This is a genomic window from Cupriavidus sp. GW821-FHT02F09 (genome assembly GCF_059421605.1).
Map to the genome: position 1 here is coordinate 165519 of NZ_JBWKVH010000008.1, position 23583 is coordinate 189101.

General features: G+C 65.6%; 22 protein-coding genes. 19 read left to right on the forward strand and 3 right to left on the reverse strand.

The annotated features are described in order from the left end of the window. The first annotated feature begins 27 nt into the window (after nucleotides 1–27). The 8 genes from AC07XB_RS12305 (at nucleotide 28) to AC07XB_RS12340 (ending at nucleotide 8791) form a co-directional block, all read left to right on the forward strand. On the forward strand, nucleotides 28–462 hold the full coding sequence (locus tag AC07XB_RS12305) for an HIT family protein (protein ID WP_183032725.1): 435 nt from the start codon (nucleotides 28–30) through the stop codon (nucleotides 460–462). A gap of 159 nt (nucleotides 463–621) precedes the next feature. Next, nucleotides 622–2487 (forward strand): ABC transporter ATP-binding protein/permease, encoded by a 1866-nt coding sequence (locus AC07XB_RS12310; protein ID WP_492376394.1) that lies wholly within the window; start codon nucleotides 622–624, stop codon nucleotides 2485–2487. Between the two features lie 52 nt (nucleotides 2488–2539). Continuing rightward, nucleotides 2540–2953, forward strand: a complete 414-nt coding sequence (locus tag AC07XB_RS12315) for a gamma-butyrobetaine hydroxylase family protein (RefSeq protein ID WP_492376395.1) — start codon at nucleotides 2540–2542, stop codon at nucleotides 2951–2953. Between the two features lie 44 nt (nucleotides 2954–2997). Next, nucleotides 2998–3729: a bifunctional demethylmenaquinone methyltransferase/2-methoxy-6-polyprenyl-1,4-benzoquinol methylase UbiE gene (gene ubiE / locus AC07XB_RS12320; protein ID WP_492376396.1), complete on the forward strand. Its 732-nt coding sequence runs from the start codon at nucleotides 2998–3000 to the stop codon at nucleotides 3727–3729. A 52-nt stretch (nucleotides 3730–3781) separates the two neighbouring features. Continuing rightward, a complete protein-coding gene (locus AC07XB_RS12325) occupies nucleotides 3782–4807 on the forward strand; it encodes a Tim44 domain-containing protein (RefSeq protein WP_492830546.1) in 1026 nt (341 codons plus the stop codon). Between the two features lie 916 nt (nucleotides 4808–5723). Beyond that, on the forward strand, nucleotides 5724–6398 hold the full coding sequence (locus tag AC07XB_RS12330) for a ubiquinone biosynthesis accessory factor UbiJ (RefSeq protein WP_492387280.1): 675 nt from the start codon (nucleotides 5724–5726) through the stop codon (nucleotides 6396–6398). A gap of 105 nt (nucleotides 6399–6503) precedes the next feature. Continuing rightward, nucleotides 6504–8081, forward strand: coding sequence for a ubiquinone biosynthesis regulatory protein kinase UbiB (gene ubiB, locus AC07XB_RS12335; protein ID WP_416047571.1), 1578 nt, complete (start codon nucleotides 6504–6506; stop codon nucleotides 8079–8081). A 47-nt stretch (nucleotides 8082–8128) separates the two neighbouring features. Beyond that, on the forward strand, nucleotides 8129–8791 hold the full coding sequence (locus tag AC07XB_RS12340; protein WP_492376550.1) for a methyltransferase domain-containing protein: 663 nt from the start codon (nucleotides 8129–8131) through the stop codon (nucleotides 8789–8791). 42 nt (nucleotides 8792–8833) lie between these two features. On the opposite strand, the gene AC07XB_RS12345 is transcribed toward AC07XB_RS12340, so the two are convergent. Then, nucleotides 8834–9442 (reverse strand): hypothetical protein, encoded by a 609-nt coding sequence (locus AC07XB_RS12345; protein WP_492376551.1) that lies wholly within the window; start codon nucleotides 9440–9442, stop codon nucleotides 8834–8836. 460 nt (nucleotides 9443–9902) lie between these two features. On the opposite strand from AC07XB_RS12345, the gene AC07XB_RS12350 reads away from it, so the two are divergent. The 7 genes from AC07XB_RS12350 to AC07XB_RS12380 all read left to right on the forward strand — a co-directional run bounded on the left by AC07XB_RS12350 (nucleotide 9903) and on the right by AC07XB_RS12380 (nucleotide 16927). Continuing rightward, on the forward strand, nucleotides 9903–11339 hold the full coding sequence (locus AC07XB_RS12350; protein ID WP_253933021.1) for a high affinity choline transporter 1: 1437 nt from the start codon (nucleotides 9903–9905) through the stop codon (nucleotides 11337–11339). Nucleotides 11340–11537: 198 nt separating this feature from the next. Then, the gene (locus tag AC07XB_RS12355) at nucleotides 11538–11897 is read left to right on the forward strand and encodes an FmdB family zinc ribbon protein (protein ID WP_492376552.1); all 360 of its coding nucleotides are present in this window, start codon (nucleotides 11538–11540) and stop codon (nucleotides 11895–11897) included. Between the two features lie 14 nt (nucleotides 11898–11911). Further along, complete coding sequence (locus tag AC07XB_RS12360; protein ID WP_492376558.1) at nucleotides 11912–12610, forward strand: DUF502 domain-containing protein; 699 nt, start codon at nucleotides 11912–11914, stop codon at nucleotides 12608–12610. A gap of 43 nt (nucleotides 12611–12653) precedes the next feature. Continuing rightward, nucleotides 12654–14459, forward strand: a complete 1806-nt coding sequence (gene aspS / locus AC07XB_RS12365; RefSeq protein WP_043343591.1) for an aspartate--tRNA ligase — start codon at nucleotides 12654–12656, stop codon at nucleotides 14457–14459. Nucleotides 14460–14675: 216 nt separating this feature from the next. Further along, nucleotides 14676–15563, forward strand: coding sequence for a hypothetical protein (locus tag AC07XB_RS12370; RefSeq protein WP_492376553.1), 888 nt, complete (start codon nucleotides 14676–14678; stop codon nucleotides 15561–15563). A gap of 105 nt (nucleotides 15564–15668) precedes the next feature. Then, nucleotides 15669–16142 (forward strand): dihydroneopterin triphosphate diphosphatase, encoded by a 474-nt coding sequence (gene nudB, locus AC07XB_RS12375; protein ID WP_492376554.1) that lies wholly within the window; start codon nucleotides 15669–15671, stop codon nucleotides 16140–16142. Then, nucleotides 16139–16927 (forward strand): endonuclease/exonuclease/phosphatase family protein, encoded by a 789-nt coding sequence (locus AC07XB_RS12380; RefSeq protein ID WP_492376555.1) that lies wholly within the window; start codon nucleotides 16139–16141, stop codon nucleotides 16925–16927. Before nudB ends, AC07XB_RS12380 begins: the two co-directional genes overlap by 4 nt. A 9-nt stretch (nucleotides 16928–16936) precedes the next feature. Here the strand turns inward: AC07XB_RS12380 and AC07XB_RS12385 are convergent, their stop codons facing one another. Next, entirely contained in the window at nucleotides 16937–17818 is an 882-nt protein-coding gene (locus AC07XB_RS12385; protein ID WP_492813545.1) for a LysR family transcriptional regulator, read from the reverse strand. Nucleotides 17819–17953: 135 nt separating this feature from the next. On the opposite strand from AC07XB_RS12385, the gene AC07XB_RS12390 reads away from it, so the two are divergent. Continuing rightward, the gene (locus AC07XB_RS12390; RefSeq protein ID WP_492376557.1) at nucleotides 17954–18553 is read left to right on the forward strand and encodes a short chain dehydrogenase; all 600 of its coding nucleotides are present in this window, start codon (nucleotides 17954–17956) and stop codon (nucleotides 18551–18553) included. Here the strand turns inward: AC07XB_RS12390 and mobB are convergent. Beyond that, complete coding sequence (mobB, locus tag AC07XB_RS12395; protein ID WP_416047582.1) at nucleotides 18538–19095, reverse strand: molybdopterin-guanine dinucleotide biosynthesis protein B; 558 nt, start codon at nucleotides 19093–19095, stop codon at nucleotides 18538–18540. The two genes, AC07XB_RS12390 and mobB, sit on opposite strands and share 16 nt — an antisense overlap. A 141-nt stretch (nucleotides 19096–19236) precedes the next feature. Here mobB and clsB point away from each other — a divergent pair, with 141 nt between their 5' ends. The 3 genes from clsB to AC07XB_RS12410 all read left to right on the forward strand — a co-directional run bounded on the left by clsB (nucleotide 19237) and on the right by AC07XB_RS12410 (nucleotide 23375). Beyond that, nucleotides 19237–20553 (forward strand): cardiolipin synthase ClsB, encoded by a 1317-nt coding sequence (clsB, locus tag AC07XB_RS12400; protein ID WP_492387281.1) that lies wholly within the window; start codon nucleotides 19237–19239, stop codon nucleotides 20551–20553. 370 nt (nucleotides 20554–20923) lie between these two features. Beyond that, a complete protein-coding gene (locus AC07XB_RS12405; protein ID WP_043343612.1) occupies nucleotides 20924–21514 on the forward strand; it encodes a TetR/AcrR family transcriptional regulator in 591 nt (196 codons plus the stop codon). 73 nt (nucleotides 21515–21587) lie between these two features. Continuing rightward, a complete protein-coding gene (locus AC07XB_RS12410; RefSeq protein WP_492376810.1) occupies nucleotides 21588–23375 on the forward strand; it encodes an acyl-CoA dehydrogenase C-terminal domain-containing protein in 1788 nt (595 codons plus the stop codon). Nucleotides 23376–23583: the final 208 nt, after the last annotated feature.

A 23583-nucleotide genomic window follows, 5' to 3' on the forward strand; every position in this document is an offset into this window, starting at 1 on the left:
CGCCCTCGGAGTCCCGGGAGCGCCCGCATGAACCTCGTCCCCAACTGCCCGCTGTGCGAGACCGACGGCGGCGAACTGGTCTGGCGTGGTGAGCGCGCCCGGGTCATCCTGGTCGAGCATGAGCGCTTTCCCGGCTTCTGCAGGGTGGTGTGGAATGGCCACGTGGCCGAGCAGACCGACCTGCCCGAGGACGACCAGGCCTGGCTGATGCGGCTGGTGGCGCGGGTGGAGCGCGCGGTGCGCGAGACCATGGTGCCCGACAAGGTCAACCTGGCCGCTTTCGGCAATATGGTGCCGCACCTGCACTGGCATATCATTCCACGCTACCGCTGGGACACCCATTTTCCCGAAGCCGTCTGGGCGGCTGTGCAGCGCGAGCCTGATGCTGAGCGCCTGGCCGGCCTTGCGCAGCGCCTGCCGGCGTTGCGTGCGGCCCTGGCGAAACTGGACGAAGCAGGCTGACGCCTGGCCTAGCCGTACCCGTGCCGTGTTGGCATTGCTGTCGGTTTTTTTGAATTTCCGGAACCAGCCGGGCAGCGCCGTCTTCTAATACCCGTTGTCTTCATTCCCACAAGAGCGGGGCCGGTGGATCTGCCATGGCCCGCTTGCGCGAAAGGTGCCATGTCCACACCGACTTCCGTTACTGTTCCAGGCCCGGCCGTGCCGGCCCGTGCCCTCAAGATCCAGAGCCGCCTGCGGGTGGCTGAGACGTGGGACCTGATCAAGCCTTACTGGAAATCCGAGGACCGCAAGGCCGGCCTCGGGCTGCTGGCCTTCGTGGTCGCGCTCAATCTCGGCATCGTTTATATCAACGTGCTGCTCAATGACTGGACCCGCGTGTTCTACAACGCGCTGGAGCAGCACGACTACGCCTCCTTCAAGGCGCTGCTGATCCGTTTCTCGTGGATTGCCGGCTTCTTCATCGTGGCGGCCATCTCGCGCCAGTACTACACCATGATGCTGCAAATGCGCTGGCGTACGTGGATGACGGGGCGCTTCATGGACCACTGGCTCAGTCACCAGGCGTACTACCGCATCGAGCAGACCCATACCACCGACAACCCCGACCAGCGGCTGGCTGACGACCTGCGCTCGTTTACCGACGGCGCCCTGACGCTGTCGCTCGGGCTGCTCAACTCAGTGGTAACGCTGCTGTCCTTCGTCGGCATCCTGTGGGCGGTGTCAGGGCCGATCAGCTTCATGCTCGGCGGCAATGAGATCATCATTCCCGGCTATATGGTGTGGTTCGCCATCGGCTACGCGGTGATCGGTTCGCTGATCGCCCACCTGGTGGGACGGCCGCTGATTGGCCTGAGCTACCAGCAGGAGCAGTACGAGGCGGATTTCCGCTTCACGCTGGTGCGCTTGCGCGAGAACAGCGAGCCCGTGGCGCTGTACCGGGGGGAACCGACCGAGAAGGCCGGCCTACGCTCGCGCTTCGACCGCATTCGCGCCAACTGGAACCAGTTGATGCGTTATACGCGGCGCCTGACCTTCGTCAATTCCGGCTATGCCCAGTTCGCCATCATCTTTCCGCTGATCGTGGCCGCTCCACGCTACTTCGCCGGCAAGTTGACGCTTGGCGGGTTGATGCAGGTGAGTTCCGCATTCGGGTCGGTGCAGGGCGCTCTGTCCTGGTTCGTCGATAACTACGCGACGCTGGTCGGCTGGAAGGCCGCGGCCAACCGGCTGATCGACTTCCGCGACGCCATCCGGGTAGCCGAGCGGCAGGACGAGGAGCACACCGGTGTGCGCGATATCGAGGTGGACCAGGCCGATACCGACGGCATCCGCATCGACACCCTCGCGCTGGCGCTGCCGGTGCGCACCGGCAATGGCGGCGAAATCCAGCAGCGGCCGCTGGTGGCGCCGTTCTCGCTGGAGATCGGCGCCGGCGAACGTTGGCTGGTCAGTGGTCCCTCTGGCTGCGGCAAGAGCGTGTTGTTCCGCGCGCTGGCCGGCATCTGGCCCTATGGCAGCGGCAAGGTAGCCATGCCGCGTGCGGCCAGCTTGCTTTTCCTGCCACAACGCAGCTACCTGCCGATCGGCTCGCTGGCTGATGCGCTGGCTTATCCCGACGCCGGCACCGTGCATAGCCGTGAAGCCTTGCAGAAGGTGCTGCGCGAAGCCCGGCTCGGCGCCCTGGCCGAGCAGCTCGACGTGTTCGATAACTGGTCGCTGCGGCTGTCGCCGGGCGAGCAGCAACGCCTGGCCTTTGCGCGCGCCCTGCTGCAAAAGCCCGATTACCTGTTCCTGGACGAGGCCACCAGCGCGCTCGACGAGGAAACGGAAAGCGCGATGTACCGCCTGATGGTGGACTCCCTGCCCGGCGCGGCGATCATCAGCATCGCCCACCGCAGCACGGTTGCCGCCTTCCATGGCAAGCGCCTGCGCTATGTCGCGGCCGACGGAGCGCACTGGGAGGCGGAGCACAATGGGCAAGGCGAGGCGGCTGCGGTAAGCTATCGGGTCGTACACGAAGCGTAAAGGCCGGTGTGGCCGCAACCTGCGGCTCGCCCACAGCCGCGCGCCACCCATCATGGCAGGCCTTGAAAAAGATACTCCCCATCCCACCGCCCTTACCGTGCACACCCAGTCGCGCGTGCTGGAGGTGGGTTTTGACAACGGTTCCAGCTTCCGGCTGCCGTTCGAATACCTGAGGGTGAACTCACCCTCGGCCGAAGTGCAGGGCCACGGTCCGGGCCAGGAAGTGCTGCAGACCGGCAAGCGCGACGTCACCATCGCCGCGGTGGAGCCGGTCGGCAACTACGCCATCCTGATCCGTTTTTCCGACGGCCACGATACCGGCATCTATTCCTGGGAACTGCTTTACCGCCTGGGCGCCCAGCAGGACGCCATCTGGCAGTCCTACCTGGAGCGGCTGGACGCGGCCGGCGTCGATCGCGACGCCCCCATGGTGGCCCCCGGCGGCCATGCCTGCGGCAGCCATTGAGATTGCGTGCCCCCGCGGGCCATTACTGAGTTCTGGAGCGAGTTATGAGCGAGACCCACTTCGGGTTCGAGAAGGTCAAGGAAGAAGAGAAGGCCGGCAAGGTAGCCGAAGTCTTCCATTCGGTGGCCAACAAGTACGACGTCATGAACGACCTGATGTCCGGCGGCATGCACCGGCTGTGGAAGATGTTCACCATCGCGCAGGCCGGCGTGCGGCCTGGCTTCAAGGTGCTCGACATCGCCGGCGGCACCGGCGACCTGGCCAAGGCCTTCGCACGCCAGGCCGGGCCCACCGGCGAGGTCTGGCTGACCGATATCAATGAGTCGATGCTCCGGGTTGGACGGGACCGCTTGTTGAATAAAGGCATCGTCGTCCCCACCTGTCTCTGTGATGCTGAGCGGATTCCGTTCCCGGACAACCACTTCGACCTCGTCACCGTGTCCTTCGGGCTGCGCAACATGACGCACAAGGAGGTGGCATTGTCAGAGATGCGCCGGGTGATCAAGCCGGGCGGCAAAGTCATGGTGCTGGAGTTCTCCAAGGTGTGGAAGCCGCTGGAAAAGGCCTACGACATGTATTCGCTGAAGTTCCTGCCGTGGCTGGGGCAGCGCGTGGTACAGGATTCCGATAGCTATCGCTATCTGGCCGAATCGATCAGAATGCATCCAGACCAGGCTTCACTTGTACGTCTTATGGAACATGCGGGCCTGGAGAATGTCGAATACTTCAACCTGACGGCGGGAGTGGTGGCACTCCACGTCGGGCGAAAGTACTAGACTGATATAGGCTCAAAGAAAAATGAGCGAACTTAACAGGGGAAGCACTGATATGTCGCTATTTCGCGCAAAATTCATGGCGGGTGTGCTGATTGGCACGCTTGCCCTCGGCATGGCGCTCGACGCCAATGCCAAACGCCTCGGCGGGTCGCGCAGCATCGGCAAGCAATCGTCCGGCGTGACGCAACGCCAGCAGGCACCGGCACAGCAATCGCCGAACCAGACGCCCGCGCAGCAGGCACCGGCCCAGCAAGCCGCGCCCGCAGCAGCAGGCGCCGGCGCTGCTGCTGCTGCGGCGCCCAAGCGTAACTGGGGTGGCATGCTCGGCGGCATCGCCGCCGGCCTGGGTATTGGCTGGCTGCTGTCGCACTTCGGCCTGGGCGGCGCCGCCATGGGCTTCCTGTCCAACCTGATCCTGATCGCCCTGGTGGCATTCGCCGCAATCTGGCTGATCCGCAAGTTCCGCGGCGGCGCCAAGGCGCCGCAGCAACCGGCCTATGCAGGTGCGGCAGCCGGTGCCGGCAGCGGCTCGGGTAACGGATTTGGTGGCAGCAACGAACCGGTCCTGCGCCAGCAAGTGCCGGTCGGCGCACCCAACCCGGTGATGCCTGCGCCCGGTTCCGTCGCCTCGATGCAGTCCGCCGCACCGGTGATGGCTGGCGCCGCCGTTGGTGCAGCCGCAGGCGCGGCCCAGCCCTGGGGCGTGCCGGCCGACTTCGACACCCAAGCCTTCCTGCGCAATGCCAAGATCTACTACGTCCGCCTGCAGGCAGCCTGGGACGCCGGCAATCTTGAAGACATCCGCGAGTTCACCACGCCGGAAATGTTCGCCGAGATCAAGATGGACCTGTCCGAACGCGGCGCCGAGGTCAACAAGACCGACGTGGTCACGCTGGAAGCCGAACTGCTCGGCATCGAAGACAGCCCGGCCCAGCATCTGGCCAGCGTGCGCTTCTCCGGCATGATCCGCGAAAAGGCTGGCGATCCCGCGCAGTCCTTCGCCGAAGTCTGGAACCTGGCCAAGCCGGTAAGCGGCCCCGGCGGCTGGCTGCTGGCAGGGATCCAACAAACTTCCTGAGTGCAGGGAGTGCCTCGCCGGCAGGTCCAAGGCCGGCAGGTGGCATAGAATGGAGGCCCACGTGAAAACGTGGGCTTTTTTTGTTTGTGGGGTGGGGGGATTCTGTTGTTTGACTTGGAAGTTAAAGTCAAAGTCAAAGGCGGTTTCACCCCCCTGCGGGGGGCGACCTACTTTCTTGTCTCGCCAAGAAAGTAGGCAAAGAAGGCGACCCGGATGGGGCGAAAGCCTCCTCGCCGTCAGACAAAAAGAGCGGCCGGGGGCCAAACTCGCATCGCCTTAAGGCGATACTCAAACATGGCCCCCTCTTTTCCGCTCTTTTTGCCTGCCGACGAGGCGCCCCATACGGGCTAGGAAAACCTTGACGGCTCGCTTCGCATCGCGGGACGGTGTTTGCCGCCCCACGGGCGGAAAACACGGCTACAACCTGCAAGGTTTGGGTTGACCATTGGTTTACGCGCCTCCCGCTGCGGGTGATGGGGAAGAGGGCAGGCCTTTTTTGCAAGAGCCGGTCCGCCAAAGTAACGATTGGTAGCCGTGTGGCCCGCCCGCAGGGCGGGCCACACCCCAGCGCGATGCGAAGCGAGCCGTCAAGGTTCACCTATGCCGTATGGGGCGCCTCGGGATCCGGCGAAAAGAGCGGAAAAGAGGGACCCATGTCTGAGTATCGCCTTAAGGCGATGCGAGTTTGGGTCCCGGCCGCTCTTTTCGTGAAATCCCGAGGGGGTGTCGCCCCATCCGGCGCGCCTTTTTTGCCTACTTTTTTGGCAAGACAAAAAAGTAGGTCGCCGCCCCGCAGGGGCGGTGAAACTGCAGTTGCCTTTGTATTCAAGTAGTTGAAGTTGATTTTGACTTTAGATTTTAGAACTGATCAACCACTAACACCTTCTGAAAGGCCCGCCCCCAGCCCCACCCAATCATGACCACCCTCCCCACCCCCCTGGCCACCCCCCCGATCACCGCCCTGAACCACCTGCTGGAACAGGAGCCCTGGGCAACCACCATGCTCCAGCCCTTCGCCGGGCGCATCATCCGCTTTGACGCGGCCGCGTTCACGCTCGCCTTGAAGGTGACGGGACAGGGCCTGACGGAGCTGGCCGCGGTGGATGAAACCCCGGCGGTCACGCTGACCGTGCCGCTGCAGCTGTGGCCGCTGGTGGCTTCGGATGTGGCGGGCGGCGGCCAGGCGGCGGCGATGAGGCATGTGCGCATCGAGGGAGATGCCGAGCTGGCCAACACGGTCTCCACGCTGGCCCGCAACCTGCGCTGGGATGCGGCCGAGGACCTGTCGCGCGCATTGCGCGGCATCCTGGGCGGCCCGGTGAGCGACAGCGTGGCGCAACGGGTGGTGGACGGCGTGCAGCAGGTGCATGCCCAGGCCACGCGGGTGGGCCGCGCGCTGGTCGATAACGTGACCGAATACCTGCTCGACGAGCAGCCGACCCTGGTGCGCCACGCGGCGCTCGACGAGTTCGGCGCCGGTGTGAGCGCGCTGCGCGACGACCTCGCCCGGCTGGAAAAGCGGCTGGAAAAGCTGGAGCAGCGCACCCGCTCCGAGCGTGGCGCCGGCACGCTGCCGTCCGCCCATCGCTGATCGCCCGCGGCCTGCCGCCGCCAGACCCCTGCTCAATTGCGCATCCACGGCTTTATCCATTGCCAGACCGGCCAAGCAGCACGGCCCCAACACTGAAGAACCTGCATGACCCGCTTCCTGCGCCTTTGCAAGATCGTTTTCGTCATCCTCTACTACGGCCTCGACGAGCTCGTGCTGTCTGGTTTCAAGAGCCGCCGCATCCGATTCCTGGTGCGTGTCATTACCATTGGCCGCAAGCTCGACATGCCCCGGGGCGAACGCCTGCGCCTGGCGCTGACGCGCCTGGGGCCGATCTTCGTCAAGTTTGGCCAGGTGCTCTCCACCCGGCGCGACCTGATGCCCGAGGACATCGCCGACGAGCTCGCCAAGCTGCAGGACCAGGTGCCGCCGTTCGATTCAGTCGTGGCGGTCAAGATCATCGAGCGCTCGCTGGGCCGGAAGCTGGCGACGCTGTTCGAGAGCTTCGACCACAAGCCGGTGGCCAGCGCGTCCATCGCCCAGGTTCACTTCGCCATCCTGAAGGGCGGTCCCAACCACGGCCGCGAAGTCGCCGTGAAGGTCCTGCGCCCGGGCATGCTGCCGGTCATCGACAGCGACCTGGCGCTGATGCGGGACCTCGCCGCCTGGCTTGAGCGTTTCTGGGCTGACGGCAAGCGCCTGAAGCCGCGCGAGGTCGTCGCCGAGTTCGACAAATACCTGCACGACGAACTCGACCTGATGATCGAGGCCGCCAACGCCAGCCAGCTGCGCCGCAACTTTGCCGACACCAAGCTGCTGCTGGTGCCAGAGGTGTTCTGGGACTGGTGCAGCAGCGAGGTCTTCGTGATGGAGCGCATGCATGGGATCCCCATCTCGCGCACCGAGTCGCTCAGGGCGGCTGGCGTCGACATGCACCTGCTGGCGGAGGAGGGCGTGGAGATCTTCTTCACGCAGGTGTTCCGCGACGGGTTCTTCCATGCCGACATGCACCCGGGCAACATCCTGGTGTCGGTGGCGCCGCAGAGTTTTGGGCGCTACATCGCGTTGGACTTCGGCATCGTCGGCGCGCTGTCCGAGTTCGACAAGAACTACCTGGCGCAGAACTTCATCGCCTTCTTCCGCCGCGACTACCATCGCGTGGCGCTGCTGCACGTGGAGTCGGGCTGGGTGCCGGCCCATACGCGGGTGGAGGAACTGGAGAGCGCGGTACGGGCGTGCTGCGAGCCCTATTTCGACAAGCCGCTCAAGGAGATCTCGCTGGGCATGGTGCTGATGCGCCTGTTCCAGACCTCGCGCCGCTTCAATGTCGAGATCCAGCCGCAACTGGTCCTGTTGCAGAAGACCTTGCTCAATATCGAAGGGCTGGGGCGCCAGCTCGATCCGGACCTGGACCTGTGGAAGACCGCCAAGCCCTTCCTCGAGAAATGGATGCACGAGCAGGTCGGCTGGAAGGGTGCCTGGGAGCGCATCCAGGTGGAGGCCCCGCAATGGGCCAAGATGCTGCCCGACTTCCCGCGCCTGGCGCACCAGTTCCTCGAGCGCCGCGCCCTGGTCGACAATGGCCAGCAGGAGAAGCTGCTGGCCGCCCTGGTCGCCGAGCAGCGCCGCACCAACCGCCTGGTCGGCACGGCCTTGTTGCTGGTTGGCGGATTCATCGCCGGGGTGGTGCTGACCGAGCTGCTGGCCTGGGTTGGCTACTGGTAGCGCACGGGATCGTGCCCCGAATCGCCTGGGTGGCGAGTGCAAAGTTGATGAAATGCAATGCAGTGGAGGCCAGCTTGACCAAATCCGATAACGCGCCGATCAAGGCCGCAGCCCCGCCAGTCTTTGCCACGCGCAACGCGGGGGACCCGGCTTTCTGGGATGAGCGCTTCGAGAAGGGCTTCATGCCCTGGGACCTGGGCGGCGTGCCGGCCGATTTCGAGGCCTTCGCCAGCGCGATGGCACCGTGCCCAACGCTAATCCCTGGCTGTGGCAACGGCTGGGAAGCGGGGTGGCTCCATGCGCGCGGCTGGCCGGTGACCGCCATCGATTTCTCACCCGAGGCCGTAGCCAGCGCGCGCCGCGCGCTGGGGCCGGCCGGGGCTGTCGTGCACGAAGCGGATTTCTTTGCCTTCGCGCCCGAGCCTGCCTGCCAGTGGATCTACGAGCGGGCTTTCCTGTGCGCCTTGCCGCCAGCCATGCGGGCCGGCTACGCCGCTCGTGTGGCGCAACTGCTGCCGCCGGGCGGGCTGCTGGCCGGCTACTTCTTCCTGGACGAGACGCGCGGCGGGCCGCCTTTTGCCATCCCCGAGGCAGAACTGCGCGCGCTGCTTGAGCCGGCCTTCGAGCTGGTGGAGGCGCGGGCCGCCACTGGCTCGCTGCCGATATTTGCCGGCCGCGAGCAGTGGCAGGTCTGGCGCCGCAGGGCTTAGGTTTCAGGATTCAGCGTTCAGCCGCAGGCGCCAGCCTTTGCGTCAGCCGCGCACGCGGGCGTTGTGCTTGTCGTGGTAGATCGCCCGGCTGTCGCGGTTTTCGGCACGCTGGATTCCACGCTGCGCGCCCGCACCAACATGGCCGTTGGCGCCGGCGCGCGCTTCGCGCCGATCCACGTGAGCCTGGCCGCGTTCGAGGCTGCCGGCCTCGCGGTTGGTGAGCGAGCCATTGGCCACGCCGTTCTTGATGCGCTGCTCTTGGTTGATATTGCGCTGCACGTCGGCCTGCATGCGCTGCGATGAGGCGCTGGCGGGGTTGCCGGTGATGCCGTTGTGCGTGTCATGCGCGATGTCGCGGCTCACGTTGTTCTCGGCACGCTGGATGGACGCCTGCTCGCGCGGCGAGACCGAGCCGTTGGCCAGGGCGTGCGCTTCCATGTGGTCCACGCGGGCGGTCTGCTTTTCCAGGCTGGCCGCTTCGCGCGTGCTCAGGCTGCCGGATTTCAGGCCGTTCTCGATGCGCTGTTCCTGGTTGACGTTGCGCTGCACATCCTGCGAGACCGCCGCAGTCTGGGCGCTAGCCAGGCCGGCGCCGAGCAGGCCTGCGGCAATCATCAGGGTCTTGAGCATCTTGGTTTGGCGGTTCGACATGGTGTTCTCCTTTTCCTCATTGGGCCGTGTGCGGCAGCGTGGCTCGTGGGCGCGGCGCCCGATGTTGCTGCCTTGGCTTCCTTAATGCGCGCCGGGCACGGCGCGCTGACGCAGGGTTTGTAAGCTGTGTAACCGCGCGTAAGCCCACGCGTAAGCCGCAAGCCTTGCGCACCACGGCGGGGCGCCGCGGCCGTGGCGGGCATCCACGGCGCAGTCCACGTCACCTGTGGCGCCGGGGCTGCACCGTCCCGGGCAATTTCCGCGTGGTGGCGGGTTTTTTTCTCGCCGCGCGGCAGGCGTCGCTATAATCCGCGTTTTGATTCGGCTACGACCGCAGGCTAGCTCAGCCACCCATGCGGCCCCGACCGATGAATTGGACTCCGGGCAAGGCTGGCCGCAAATCCCGCCTCACCGGCAACCGGTTTCTCGCCGCAAGGGCACTTTGGGATAGGGCAGCAGCATGCTGATCTGGTTCGTCATCATCTATTGGGTAATCTCCGTCGGCATTGGCCTGTGGGCCGCGCTGCGCGTGCGCAACGCCACCGACTTCGCGGTCGCCGGCCGCAGCCTGCCGTTCTACATCGTCACCGCCACCGTGTTCGCGACATGGTTCGGCTCGGAGACGGTGCTGGGCATCCCCGCGGTTTTCCTCAAGGAAGGCTTGTCCGGGGTGGTGTCCGATCCTTTCGGTTCCTCGCTTTGCCTGATCCTGGTCGGCCTGTTCTTCGCGCGCCCGCTGTACCGGATGAACCTGCTCACCATCGGCGATTACTATCACAATCGCTACGGGCGGCTGGCCGAGGTGCTGACCACGCTGTGTATCGTGATGTCCTACCTGGGCTGGGTTGCCGCGCAGATCAAGGCGCTCGGGCTGGTGTTCTTCACCGTCTCGGACGGCGCGCTGTCGCAGGAAACCGGCATGATGATCGGAGCCGCCAGCGTGCTGGTGTACACCCTGTTCGGCGGCATGTGGGCCGTGGCGGTGACCGACTTCATCCAGATGATCATCATCGTGATCGGGATGCTGTATATCGGCTATGAAGTCAGCGGCCAGGCCGGCGGCGTGGCCGCGGTGGTGTCGCATGCGGCGGCGGCCGGCAAGTTCGAATTCCTGCCCTCGCTGGACCTGATCCAGATCATCGGCTTCGCGGCCGCGCTGTTCACCATGATGCTGGGATCGATCCCGCAGCAGGATGTGTTCCAGCGCGTGACCTCGTCGCGCACCGAGAAGATTGCCGGGCGCGCTTCGGTGCTGGGCGGCGTGCTTTACTTCTGCTTTGCCTTCATCCCGATGTTCCTGGCCTATTCGGCCACCATGATCGACCCGGAGATGGTGCAGAAGTACATCAACACCGATTCGCAGCTGATCCTGCCCAAGCTGATCCTGACGCACGCGCCCATGTTCGCCCAGGTGATGTTCTTCGGCGCGCTGCTGTCCGCCATCAAGAGCTGTGCCTCGGCGACGCTGCTGGCACCGTCGGTCACCTTTGCCGAGAATATCCTGCGGCCCTATTTCCGCCATCTCGACGACCGCCGCTTCCTGCGCGTGATGCAGGCTGTGGTGCTGGTGTTCGCCGTGCTGGTGACGCTGTTCGCGCTGAACTCGCATCTGTCCATTTTCCATATGGTGGAAAATGCATATAAGGTCACTTTGGTCTCGTCATTCGTCCCGCTGGCCTTTGGCATGTTCTGGAAGCCGGCCACGCGCCAGGGCGGCCTTGCCGCGATCATCCTCGGGTTGGTTTCCTGGCTGTGCTGCGAAATCGCCTTCGCCGACGCGGCGGTGCCGCCGCAGATGGTCGGCCTGCTGGTCTCCATCGGCGGCATGGTGTTCGGCTCGCTGCTGCCGCAGTGGATCAACGACCATCCGCGTGTCAAGGAAGTCCATCTGGCCTGAGCGTTGCGGGCATCCGGCGGGTCACGCGTGGCTTCGAAGGCACCCCGGCCTCTTTTTCCGCCGGCCCGGCGTTCTCAGAACGGTTTATAATTCAAGGCTTTGCACCGCAAGGTGCGCGCACGGGAGTGGCAACTTCCCGCTCAGCGCGGCCTCGCGGTTCCACCAATTTCCGTTCCAGACTCCTTGCGGAGATCCACTATGCCGATCTATGCCTATCGTTGCGACGCCTGCGGCCACGGGCGCGATGTGCTGCAGAAAATGAGCGATGCCCCGCTCACCGACTGCACATCCTGCGGCGCGAAGGGCACGTTCAAGAAACAACTGACCGCCGCGGGCTTCCAGCTCAAGGGGTCGGGCTGGTACGTCACCGATTTCCGCGGTGGCAACAGTGCCACGTCCGCTGCGCCCGCCACGGCGGCCGCCGGCAGCGCCACCGAGGGCAAGAGCGAAGCAGCGGCACCGGCCTCGTCCGGCGCAGCCACGGAATCCTCCAGCACCGTCAGCACGGCGCCGACCAGTACTGCCGGCGGTTCCGGCAGTGCCGTCGCCAGCCATTGAAGGCAGAACGCATCGTGCCGGCGAAGAAGACTTCCGCCCTCAAGACCTGGTTCCTCACCGGGCTATTGGTGCTGGTGCCGCTGGGCATCACGCTGTGGGTGTTGAACCTGGTCATCAGCACCATGGACCAGAGCCTGGCGCTGCTGCCTGAAGCCTGGCAGCCGGTCCAGCTGTTCAAGGTGCGCATCCCGGGCCTGGGCGCCATCCTGACGGTGGTGTTCATCCTGCTGGTCGGCCTGCTGACCCACAACTTCATCGGCCAGCGCCTGGTGCGCTGGTGGGAAGCGCTGCTGCGCCATATCCCGGTGGTCGGGCCGATCTACACCAGCGTCAAGCAGGTCTCGGATACGCTGCTCTCCTCGTCCGGCAATGCCTTTCGCAAGGCGCTGCTGGTGCAGTACCCGCGTGAGGGTTCGTGGACCATCGCATTCCTCACCGGCCGTCCCGGCGGCGATGTGCAGAATCATCTGCAGGGCGAGTATGTCAGCGTCTACGTGCCGACCACGCCGAATCCGACCTCGGGCTTCTTCCTGATGATGCCCAAGGCCGATACCATCGAACTCGACATGACCGTCGACGCCGCGCTGAAGTACATCGTCTCGATGGGCGTGGTGGCGCCGACCGAGCTGCCGCGCAAGAGCGGCTCCGTGCGCGCCGGCGAGGCGGAGGCAGAAGCCCTCGCCGAGTCCACCGGCTCATCGCATTCAAATTGATCGCCGGCCGCATCGGCGGCCGCGTTATTCCGGGAATTCCCTTATGTCCTCCATGCGTACTCACTATTGCGGTCTCGTGACCGAACAACTGTCGGGCCAAGAAGTGGCTCTCACCGGCTGGGTGCAGCGTCGCCGCGATCACGGTGGCGTGATCTTCATCGACCTGCGCGACCGCGAAGGCCTGGTGCAGGTGGTGTGCGACCCCGATCGTCCCGAGATGTTCAAGGCTGCCGAAGAGATCCGCAACGAGTTCTGCGTGCGCATCACCGGCAAGGTGCGCCCGCGTCCGGCGGGCACCGAGAACGCCAACCTGACCTCCGGCAAGATCGAGGTGCTGTGCCATGAGCTGACCGTGCTCAACCCGTCGGTCACACCCCCGTTCCAGCTCGATGACGACAACCTGTCCGAGACCACCCGCCTGACGCACCGCGTGCTGGACCTGCGCCGCCCGCAGATGCAGTACAACCTGCGCCTGCGCTACAAGGTGGCCATGGAAGTGCGCAAGTACCTGGACGCGCAAGGCTTCATCGACATCGAGACCCCGATGCTGGGCAAGAGCACGCCCGAAGGCGCGCGGGACTACCTGGTGCCGTCGCGGACCAACCCGGGCCACTTCTTCGCGCTGCCGCAATCGCCGCAGATCTTCAAGCAGATGCTGATGGTGTCGGGCTTCGACCGCTACTACCAGATCACCAAGTGCTTCCGCGACGAGGACCTGCGTGCCGACCGCCAGCCCGAGTTCACGCAGATCGACTGCGAGACCTCGTTCCTGAACGAGCAGGAAATCCGCGACCTGTTCGAGGACATGATGCGCACGGTGTTCAAGAACGCCATCGACGTCGACCTGGACGCCAGCTTCCCCGTGATGGAATTCCGCGAGGCCATGGCCCGCTTCGGTTCGGACAAGCCTGACCTGCGCGTCAAGCTCGAGTTCACCGAACTGACCGACGCCATGAAGGACGTCGACTTCAAGGTGTTCTCCGGCCCCGCCAACAGCGAGAACGGCCGCGTGGTCGGCCTGTGCGTGCCGGGCGGCGCCGCCATCTCGCGCAGCGAGATCGATGCCTACACCCAGTTCGTCGCCATCTATGGCGCCAAGGGCCTGGCCTGGATCAAGGTCAACGAAGTGGCCAAGGGCCGCGACGGCCTGCAATCGCCGATCGTCAAGAACCTGCACGACGCAGCCATCGCCGAGATCCTGAAGCGCACCGGCGCCAAGGACGGCGACATCATCTTCTTCGGCGCGGACAAGGCCAAGGTCGTCAACGACGCCATCGGCGGCCTGCGCCTGAAGATTGGCCACTCCGAGTTCGGCAAGACCCACGGCCTGTTCGAGGACGTGTGGAAGCCGCTGTGGGTGATCGACTTCCCGATGTTCGAGTACGACGAGGAAGATGCCCGCTGGGTCGCCATGCACCACCCGTTCACCAGCCCCAAGGACGAGCACCTGCAATACCTGGAAACCGATCCGGGCAAGTGCATCGCCAAGGCCTACGACATGGTCCTGAACGGCTGGGAAATGGGCGGTGGCTCGGTGCGGATCTTCCGCGAGGACGTGCAAAGCAAGGTGTTCCGCGCCCTGAAGATCGGCGAGGAAGAAGCCCGTGCCAAGTTCGGCTACCTGCTGGACGCGCTGCAATATGGCGCGCCCCCGCACGGCGGCCTGGCCTTCGGCCTGGATCGCATCGTCACCATGATGGCCGGCGCCGATTCGATCCGCGACGTGATCGCCTTCCCCAAGACCCAGCGCGCGCAAGACTTGCTCACGCAAGCGCCGAGCTCGGTCGATGAGAAGCAACTGCGCGAGCTGCATATCCGCCTGCGTGCTGCGGAGCCGAAGACGGCCTGAGCCGGGGTTCGGACTGCTTGAAAAGGCCGCGCGACAGCGCGGCCTTTTTGCATTGGCGGCCGCGATTCATGCCAAGTGCCACAGCCGGCACCCAATCCCTGGTTTCCAATTGTTACATCGCGGAACGAAGCCCCCTCCCGTCCAGTCTTCTCCCTTTATAGCGCCAAGCCGCAAGCCCAATTCGAAGGCACGACGGCCGCGCGGGAGGAATTTGCCGTGCACCTGGATGTAGAACTGATTCGCCAGTTTTTACTGGCCCATGCCGAGACCATCCTCACCTGGCTGGCGGCCGGGCTGGTGATGATGCTGCTGGCGCGTTTCGAGCTGCGGCGCGCGGTGCGCCGCTCGGCGGTGGCCATGTCGGAGTCCGTGGCCACCACGGTGGCGGCTTGTGTGCCGGATATCGCGCATGCTGCGAAGACCGGCGGTGGGGGCGTGCCAATGCTGGAGCCGGTGGAGATGCAGCGCGCCGAAGCCCTGCGCCGGGTGGCGCTGGATACGGTGGGCACCGTCATGGCGCGTGGGCGCTGGCTGGAGGACCTTGGCAACCTGAGGCTGCCCGATGACGCTTTGCTGCAGGGCAGCCGCGCGGGCGGCGCGGATCCGTTGCTGGTGGTGGCGCCGCAGCCGGTGGTGCAGTCTTACCTGACGGCCCAGCGCAGCTTCGATGAGTACGTCGTGAAGCTGCGCGACGAGCGTCGCGAAGCGCTGCGGCTGCAGGACGGCTTGCAGGCGCTGGCCGCGGAGGCCATGCATATCGAGCAGGAGACTGGCAGCATCGTGATGCGCTTCGAGCAGGTCAACGCACAGGCCGCCCAAGGTGTCGAAGCCGGTGACTACCAGCGCTTCCTGATCCAGAAGTACAACACGCTGGGCGTGCGCGAAAAAGAGATCGCGCACGAGCGCGCGCAGCTGCAGGCGCAGGTCCAGCAATGCGCGGACCGCCTGGCCGCCCATGCGCAGGTGGCTTCGCGCGAGTACACACGCGCGCTGACGCCGTTGATGCAGCAACTACGCGCTGCGTGGGGCCACGGCGACTCGCCTGGCGTATTCGAGACCTGGTTGCGAGAAACGCCGGCTCAGTCCAGCGTCCACGCAGCATGAAGGGGCCTGGGCGGCAAGGCCGCCGCATCCGTCATTTCCGCCATGTTTCCCATGGTGCCCGGGCGCATCTGCGGTAAGCTTGGGGACGCCGTTTGTCCTATCCCCATGCCCTACAAAATCCCTGAATCCGTCCTGGTTGTGATCCACACGCCAGACCTGCAAGTGCTGTTGATCGAGCGCGCCGACCGGCCGGGCTACTGGCAGTCGGTCACCGGCAGCCTGGACACGCCCGACGAGCCGCTGGCGCTGACAGCCGCGCGCGAGGTGGCCGAGGAAACCGGCCTGGTCGCCGCCGAGCACCGGCTGGACGACTGGAACCACACTATCGAGTACGAAATCTACCCGCAGTGGCGCCACCGCTACGCGCCGGGCGTGACGCGCAACACCGAGCACTGGTTTGGCCTGCGTGTCGCGCAGCCGCTGCCGGTGACGCTGGCGCCGCGCGAGCACTTGCAGTATCAGTGGCTGCCGTGGCGGGAGGCCGCCGCGCTCTGCTTCTCGACCAGCAACGCCGAGGCGGTGCTGCAGTTGGGCTGGCGGGTGCGGGGGCAGCGTGCGGCTTGCGGAGCGGACCTATGAGGCTGCGCGTCGTCACCTACAACATTCACAAGGGCGTGACCGGCATCAAGGGCAAGTCGCGTATCCATAACGTGCGCGATGGCCTGCACGTGGTGAATGCCGACATCGTCTTCCTGCAGGAGGTGCAGGATCGCAATGACCGCCTGGTGGCGGCGGCCTTGTTCGACCCGGATTACACCCAGCTCAACTATTTGGCGACCGACGCGTATCCGCATTCGGTCTACGGCCGCAATGCGGTGTACGACCATGGGCACCATGGCAATGCCATCCTGTCGCGCCATCCGATCCTGATGTCGGAAAACCTCGACATCTCTGACCATCGCTTCGAGCAGCGCGGCCTGCTGCACGCGGTAGCGGATATGAACGGGGTCGAGGCCCACCTGATCTGCGTGCATTTCGGCTTGTTCGCGCGCAGCCGCGCGCGCCAGGCGGAGGCGCTGGTCAAGCGCGTGCAGGACGTGGTGCCAGCCGAGGCGCCGCTGTTGATCGCGGGGGATTTCAACGACTGGAACCACCGGCTCGACAACCTGATCTGCACCACGCTTGGCGCGACGGAGGTGTCCTCCGCCGGTGGCGCGCGGCTGCACACCTTTCCCAGCCACATGCCCTGGTGGCAACTCGACCGCATCTATGTGCGGGGCTTCGAGATCGAGCACGCCAGCGCGCTGACCGGCCGTGACTGGGCCCAGCGCTCGGACCATGTGCCATTGATGGCGGAGCTTGCCCGCATTGCCGTGCCGGAGCGGCCGGTTGTCCACAAGGCCAAGGCAGGCACGACTTCCTGAGGCCCATCCTCAGGCCCCCATTTTCTCCAGCATGACGTCAACAAAGCAGGCCTGCTTGGGCAGCGGCCGCGGGTCGCGCGGATAGAGCAGGTGGACCGGCCTTGGCGCTGGCATGGCGTCTTCCAGCAACGGGACCAGCAGCCCGGCGGCGATGTCCGCCGCCAGCAGCACTTCCGGCTGCATCACCACGCCACAGCCAGCCAGTGCCGCGCGCCGCAGCGCCTGGCCGTTGTTGGCCGCCAGCGGCGCCGATGCCTTGGGCGCCCCGTCATCCTCGGGGGCCGGCCACCCCATGCCTGGCGGCCACAACAGATGGTTCAGGCAGCGGTGCCCGGCCAGCTCCGCGAGCGTGCGCGGATGGCCCGCTTGCGCGAGGTAGGCCGGCGCCGCGCAGATCGCCATGCGATACGGCCGCAACGACCGCGCCACCAGATGGTCGGAGCTGGCCAGCGTGCCGATGCGCACGGCGGCGTCGAAACCATCGGCAATCAGGTCGGTGAAAGCGTCGTCGAGCACCAGTTCCACCGTGACTTCCGGGTAGCGCAGCAGGTAGGCCGATACCGCTTCGGCGACCGCCGTCTCCCCCAACGTCACCGGCGCGGTCACGCGCAGGCGGCCGCGTGGCTGGCTGTGCAGACGTTCTGCCACGGTCTCCGCTTTGCGCACGCGCTCCAGGATCTGCCGGCATTCCTCCAGGAACAGGTGGCCGGCTTCGGTCAGGCTCTGGCGGCGCGTGCTGCGTTGCAGCAGACGCACGCCCAGATGCCGTTCCAGCTGGACGACATGCTTGCCTACCATCACCGCCGACAGGCCCAGTGCATCGGCGCAGGCGCTGAAGCTGCCGGCTTCGGCAGCGGCGGCAAACACTTCCATGCTGCGCAGCTTGTCCATGGATTGCTAATTAAAAATTAGGGATATGCAAAATCCTAGCCCATTTATCCATCCCGAATCCACTTTCACAATGCATTCCTGATGGCGGTGGAAGGAATGCCGTCTTCCTAGACAACCAGAACCATGGGGAATGCGATGAAGATTGTTGTGATCGGAGCCAGCGGAACGCTCGGCCAGGCGGTAGTAGAGAACCTGTCGGCTCGCCACGACGTGGTGCGGGTCGGCAAGTCGCGCGGCGAACATCGGGTCGACCTGACCCGGCCGGAATCCGTGCAGGCCTTGTTCGATGCGACCGGCCGGGTGGACGCCATCGTCGCCACGACCGGAAGCCTGTTTTTCGGGCCGCTCGCGCTGATGCGGGCCGAGGACTTCGAAATCGGGCTGCAGGACAAGTTGCTCGGGCAGGTGCGGCTGGCGCTGGTTGGCCAGCATTTCCTGAACGATGGCGGCTCGATCACGCTCACCAGCGGCATTGTCGGCAGCGAGCCGATCCGCATGGGCGCCAATGCCGGCAGCGTCAATGCGGCGCTGGAGGGGTTCGTGCGTAGCGCGGCGCCCGAGCTGGAGCGCGGCCTGCGCATCAATGTGGTCAGCCCCACGGTAGTGCAGGAGTCATGGCCCGCGTATGGCGATTACTTCCCCGGCTTTGAGCCGGTGCCGGCGGCGCGCGTCGCGCTGGCCTTCCAGCGCAGCGTGGAAGGGCCGCGCAGCGGGCATGTCTATCGGGTCTGGTGAGGCTGCGCCAAGGCGGCGGCTAGCGCGGGCGTGAGTTCGAGCGCGCTGTCGCGGATGATCTGGCAGATCGCGTCAAGGTCCGCCAGGTCCAGCACGGGCAAGGCGGTGAGCGCGGCCACAGCCTGCGGCTGGTCGCTGGCGACGGCCATGATGCTCGGCACTTCCGGCCATAGCGGCGGCCTGCCCAGGTCAGGGCGGAACACTTCCAGCTTGGGGAAATCGCTGCGCTTGTAACCTTCCACCAGCACCAGGTCCGTGTCGGCGGGCAGCACGGCCAGCGCATCGGCCAGCTCAGGCGAGGCCTCGGCTTCGGGATAGTGGCGCATCAGCGTGAGGTGCCGCGCACCCACCAGCACGACGTTGGCGCAGCCGGCCTGGCGCATACGCCAGGAGTCCTTGCCCGGGGTATCCGGGTCAAAGCCATGGTGGGTGTGCTTGACGCCGGCCACGCGCAGGCCGGCGGCGGCGAAGCGCGGGATCACTTGATCCAGCAACGTGGTCTTGCCGCTGCCGGACGCACCGGAGATGCCGAAAACCTTCACGATGTCGGGGGTTGCGAGGGGATGAAGCGGCGACGATAGCAGAGAACGGCCGCCGCGGCGCGCATGGCCCCACACGCTGTGTGCGCCGCGCGCGTCGCCTGGCGCACGCACAGGACATCGGCGTGCCTGATAATGTGGCTCATGTCATCGATTCCGCCCCCACGCCCGCCCCGCGCGCCGCCTCCCGCGCTTACCGCAAGCCGCGACGATGCCCCCGCACGCGCGCCGCGGCATGCCGGCCCACTGCGCTCCGAATGGCGCCGCGGCAGGCCTCTGGGCGGCAACGCGGTCCGTTTGCTGCGCGGCGGCAATGAGTTCTTCCCGGCCTTGGTTGCCGCGATCGACCAGGCTGTATTCTCGGTTTCGCTCGAGACCTACATTTACGCCGATGATGCGGTCGGCGCAGCGGTGAGCGATGCGCTGATCCGTGCCGCCGCACGGGGCGTGGCCGTGCACCTGGTGGTGGACGGTTTCGGCGCTGGCGACATGCCGGCCGGGCTTGCCGAGCGGCTGCGCGAGGGCGGGGCTTGCCTCAAGATCTTCCGTCCGCTGCGCCGCTTCAGCCTGGCACGGCGCAACCTGCGCCGGCTGCACCGCAAGCTGGCCGTGATCGACCAGCAGATCGGCTTTGTTGGCGGCATCAACATCATCGACGACTACAACCATGGGCCCTTCGAGAGCGCCGGGCTCGGCCCCCGCTACGACTTCGCGGTGGAGGTGCGGGGCCCGCTGGTCAACCAGATCGCGCTGACCGCCGAACGCCTGTGGTGGCAGCTATCGCTGCGTGGCGAAATGCGCAGCGTTGGCCTGGCGGGGGTGGCGGCGGATTTTCCGCTGATCACCGACCTGCCGCTGCCGCGCCAGGACCAGGCCGGCGGCATGCGCGCCGTGCTGCTGCTGCGCGACAACCTGCGCAACCGCCGCGCCATCGAACGCCAGTACCTGCAGGCGTTGGGCGGCGCGCGGCGGGAAGTGATCATTGCCAACGCCTACTTCCTGCCTGGGCACAAGATGCGCCGCGCCCTGCTGGCATGCCGCAAGCGCGGCGTGCGCGTGCGGCTGTTGCTCCAGGGCAGGGTGGAGTACCGTTTGCAGCACTATGCAACCCATTCGCTTTACGCGACCTTGCTCGGCGCCGGCGTGGAAATCTTCGAATACGCCGATAGTTTCCTGCACGCCAAGGTGGCTGTGGTCGACGATGCCTGGGCCACGGTGGGCTCCAGCAACATGGACCCGTTCAGCCTGCTGCTGGCCCGCGAGGCCAATGTCGCGGTCTATGACGGCGCGTTCTGTGCCGAGCTGCGCCAGGAGCTGGAGCACGCCATTGCCTCGCGCAGCATCGAGGTCAAGGCCGCCACGCATGCGCGCCGTTCGGCGGTGCGCCGGATGGCGAACTGGGCCGCCTATATGGTGCTGCGTGTCGGCGTGATCATCGCTGGCGTGACAGGGCGCTACTGATCGCGGGACAATACCCGGTGGGGCGATGCTGCTGTGCATCACTCGCGGCAACAATGATCGTTATCTCGCCGCGTCGCGGCATGTTGCGGCGCACGAGCGCGGCCGCCGCGTTTAGAAACCCCGATCTAATTAAAAGCTTGCTGCCAGCGGGCGCGATCACAATAATCTGAACGGTCGTTCTTTTTTGCCTTAGACTGCGTGCATTCGGGTCTGCCAGGCGGTGAAGCAGCCAGCCGGGCAGCGAAATAAATATGCATTACGTCAGGGTCATAGGCGGCGCGATCCGTTTCGCGCCGCGAAGAACGGAGAAAAAATCATGCGACACCAGTCAGCTCGTCTCGAATCCGCCACTTCCGCGTCCCCCGCGCCCATGCGCAAGGGGGAAATGACGCGCGTCGCGATTCTGGATGCCGCGCTGGAGCTGTCGTCCCGCGACGGGCTCGAAGGCTTGACCATCGGCTTGTTGGCGGAACGCATGCAGATGAGCAAAAGCGGCGTGTTCGCGCATTTCGGTTCGCGCGAGGACTTGCAGGTGGAAGTGGTGCGCGAGTATCACCGCCGGTTCGAGCAGGAGGTTTTTTATCCTTCGCTGCACGAGCCGCGTGGGCTGCCGCGCCTGCAGTCCATGGTGCGCCGCTGGATGGAAAAGCGCATCCAGGAAGTGACCACGGGATGCATCTACATCAGCGGGGCGGTGGAGTACGACGACCGCGCGGAAAGCCCGGTGCGTGACGAACTCGTCAAGAGCGTCACCATCTGGCGCGCCGCGCTGACGCGCGCCATCGACCAGGCACGGGAAGAGGGGCACCTGCGCGCGGATTGCGATCCGCGCCTGATGCTGTTCGAAATGTACAGCCTTGAACTAGGCTTGCATCATGACGCCCGCTTCCTGCGCTTGCCCGCGAGTGCCGAGCTTGCCATGGTCGCGCTCAATAAACTGATTCAGTCCTACCGTACCTGACGCCGCCGCGGCGTCCCGTGCCGGATCGTGCACGGGCGGCGTAGCGGCTTTGCAAACCTCGAAGGAGTCTTTGATGGGCCAGTACACCGCACCGTTGCGCGACATGCAGTTCGTGCTCCATGAATTGCTCGGCGTGGAAGCCGAACTCAAGGCGTTGCCGAAGCACGCCGACGTTGACGCGGACACCATCAACCAGGTGCTTGAGGAAGCCGGCAAGTTCTGCTCCGAGGTCGTGTTCCCGCTCAACCAGAGCGGCGACCGCGAAGGCTGTACCTACGTCGGCGATGGCGTGGTGACGGCGCCCAAGGGCTTCAAGGAAGCGTACAAGCAATACGTGGAAGCCGGCTGGCCGGCACTGGGCTGCGACCCCGAATACGGCGGCCAGGGCCTGCCTATCCTGGTCAACAATGCCTTGTACGAGATGCTGAACTCGGCCAACCAGGCGTGGACCATGTACCCCGGCCTGTCGCACGGCGCATACGAAGCGCTGCACGCGCACGGCACGCCCGAGCTGCAGAAGGTCTACCTGCCCAAGCTGGTCTCCGGCGAATGGACCGGCACCATGTGCCTGACCGAGCCGCACTGCGGCACCGACCTGGGCATCCTGCGCAGCAAGGCCGAGCCGCAGGCCGATGGCTCCTACACCATTACCGGCACCAAGATCTTTATTTCGGCCGGCGAGCACGATCTCTCCGCCAACATCATCCACCTGGTGCTGGCACGGCTGCCGGATGCACCGCAGGGCACCAAGGGCATCTCGCTGTTCGTGGTGCCGAAGTTCGTCCCCGATGCCAGCGGCAACCCGGGCGAGCGCAACGGCATCAAGTGCGGCTCGATCGAGCACAAGATGGGCATCCACGGCAACGCCACCTGCGTGATGAACCTGGACGGCGCGCGCGGCTGGCTGGTGGGCGAGCCCAACAAGGGCCTGAACGCCATGTTCGTGATGATGAACGCCGCCCGCCTGGGCGTGGGCATGCAGGGCCTCGGGCTGACCGAAGTGGCCTACCAGAACTCGCTGGCGTATGCCAAGGACCGCCTGCAGATGCGCGCGCTGACCGGTCCCAAGGCACCGGACAAGCCGGCCGACCCGATCATCGTGCACCCGGATGTGCGCCGCATGCTGCTGACGCAGAAGGCCTTTGCCGAAGGCGGCCGCGCGTTCAGCTACTGGACCGCGCTGCAGATCGACCGCGAACTGTCGCACCCGGACGAGTCCGTGCGCAAGGAAGCGGGCGACCTGGTTGCGTTGCTCACGCCTGTGATCAAGGCCTTCCTGACCGATAACGCGTTCACCGCCACCAACGAAGGCATGCAGGTGTTCGGCGGCCACGGCTACATCGCCGAGTGGGGCATGGAGCAGTATGTGCGCGACGCGCGCATCAACATGATCTACGAAGGCACCAACACCATCCAGGCGCTGGACCTGCTGGGCCGCAAGATCCTGGGCGACATGGGCGCCAAGATGAAGGCCTTCGGCAAGATCGTGCAGGCGTTCGTCGAGGAAGAAGGCACCAACGAAGCCATGCAGGAGTTCGTCAACCCGCTGGCCGACCTGGGCGACAAGGTGCAGAAGCTCACCATGGAAATCGGCATGAAGGCCATGGGCAACCCCGACGAAGTCGGCGCTGCTGCCGTGCCTTACCTGCGCGTGGTGGGCCACCTGGTGTTCTCGTACTTCTGGGCCCGCATGGCCAAGATCGCGCTGGAGAAACAAGCCAGCGGCGACAAGTTCTACACCACCAAGCTGGCGACCGCACGCTTCTACTTTGCCAAGCTGCTGCCGGAGACGGCATCGCAGATCCGCATGGCACGCGCTGGTTCGGCCACGCTGATGGCGCTGGACGCGGATCTGTTCTGATCGGATTGTTTGTCCTGAATTAATGCGGTTGTCTTAGCGCGGGCGCAGGCTACTGGCTCTGACGGTGTCGATGCCAATGGTGTGCTCCCCTCTCCCATGAAATGGAAGAGGGGACGGGGGAGAGGGCCGGCGGTTCAACGAGCGATACCGCTTGATCGACCGCCCACCCTCTCCCCCGACCCCTCCCGCAAGCGGGAGAGGGGAGCAC

What these genes read in the sequence shown, in the direction of transcription:
- AC07XB_RS12305 (WP_183032725.1), top strand. Translation starts at nt 28, where the DNA reads ATGAACCTCGTCCCCAACTGCCCGCTGTGCGAGACCGACGGCGGCGAA.
- AC07XB_RS12310 (WP_492376394.1), top strand. Translation starts at nt 622, where the DNA reads ATGTCCACACCGACTTCCGTTACTGTTCCAGGCCCGGCCGTGCCGGCC.
- AC07XB_RS12315 (WP_492376395.1), top strand. Translation starts at nt 2,540, where the DNA reads ATGGCAGGCCTTGAAAAAGATACTCCCCATCCCACCGCCCTTACCGTG.
- ubiE (WP_492376396.1), top strand. Translation starts at nt 2,998, where the DNA reads ATGAGCGAGACCCACTTCGGGTTCGAGAAGGTCAAGGAAGAAGAGAAG.
- AC07XB_RS12325 (WP_492830546.1), top strand. Translation starts at nt 3,782, where the DNA reads ATGTCGCTATTTCGCGCAAAATTCATGGCGGGTGTGCTGATTGGCACG.
- AC07XB_RS12330 (WP_492387280.1), top strand. Translation starts at nt 5,724, where the DNA reads ATGACCACCCTCCCCACCCCCCTGGCCACCCCCCCGATCACCGCCCTG.
- ubiB (WP_416047571.1), top strand. Translation starts at nt 6,504, where the DNA reads ATGACCCGCTTCCTGCGCCTTTGCAAGATCGTTTTCGTCATCCTCTAC.
- AC07XB_RS12340 (WP_492376550.1), top strand. Translation starts at nt 8,129, where the DNA reads ATGAAATGCAATGCAGTGGAGGCCAGCTTGACCAAATCCGATAACGCG.
- AC07XB_RS12345 (WP_492376551.1), bottom strand. Translation starts at nt 9,442, where the DNA reads ATGTCGAACCGCCAAACCAAGATGCTCAAGACCCTGATGATTGCCGCA.
- AC07XB_RS12350 (WP_253933021.1), top strand. Translation starts at nt 9,903, where the DNA reads ATGCTGATCTGGTTCGTCATCATCTATTGGGTAATCTCCGTCGGCATT.
- AC07XB_RS12355 (WP_492376552.1), top strand. Translation starts at nt 11,538, where the DNA reads ATGCCGATCTATGCCTATCGTTGCGACGCCTGCGGCCACGGGCGCGAT.
- aspS (WP_043343591.1), top strand. Translation starts at nt 12,654, where the DNA reads ATGTCCTCCATGCGTACTCACTATTGCGGTCTCGTGACCGAACAACTG.
- nudB (WP_492376554.1), top strand. Translation starts at nt 15,669, where the DNA reads ATGCCCTACAAAATCCCTGAATCCGTCCTGGTTGTGATCCACACGCCA.
- AC07XB_RS12380 (WP_492376555.1), top strand. Translation starts at nt 16,139, where the DNA reads ATGAGGCTGCGCGTCGTCACCTACAACATTCACAAGGGCGTGACCGGC.
- AC07XB_RS12385 (WP_492813545.1), bottom strand. Translation starts at nt 17,818, where the DNA reads ATGGACAAGCTGCGCAGCATGGAAGTGTTTGCCGCCGCTGCCGAAGCC.
- AC07XB_RS12390 (WP_492376557.1), top strand. Translation starts at nt 17,954, where the DNA reads ATGAAGATTGTTGTGATCGGAGCCAGCGGAACGCTCGGCCAGGCGGTA.
- clsB (WP_492387281.1), top strand. Translation starts at nt 19,237, where the DNA reads ATGTCATCGATTCCGCCCCCACGCCCGCCCCGCGCGCCGCCTCCCGCG.
- AC07XB_RS12405 (WP_043343612.1), top strand. Translation starts at nt 20,924, where the DNA reads ATGCGCAAGGGGGAAATGACGCGCGTCGCGATTCTGGATGCCGCGCTG.
- AC07XB_RS12410 (WP_492376810.1), top strand. Translation starts at nt 21,588, where the DNA reads ATGGGCCAGTACACCGCACCGTTGCGCGACATGCAGTTCGTGCTCCAT.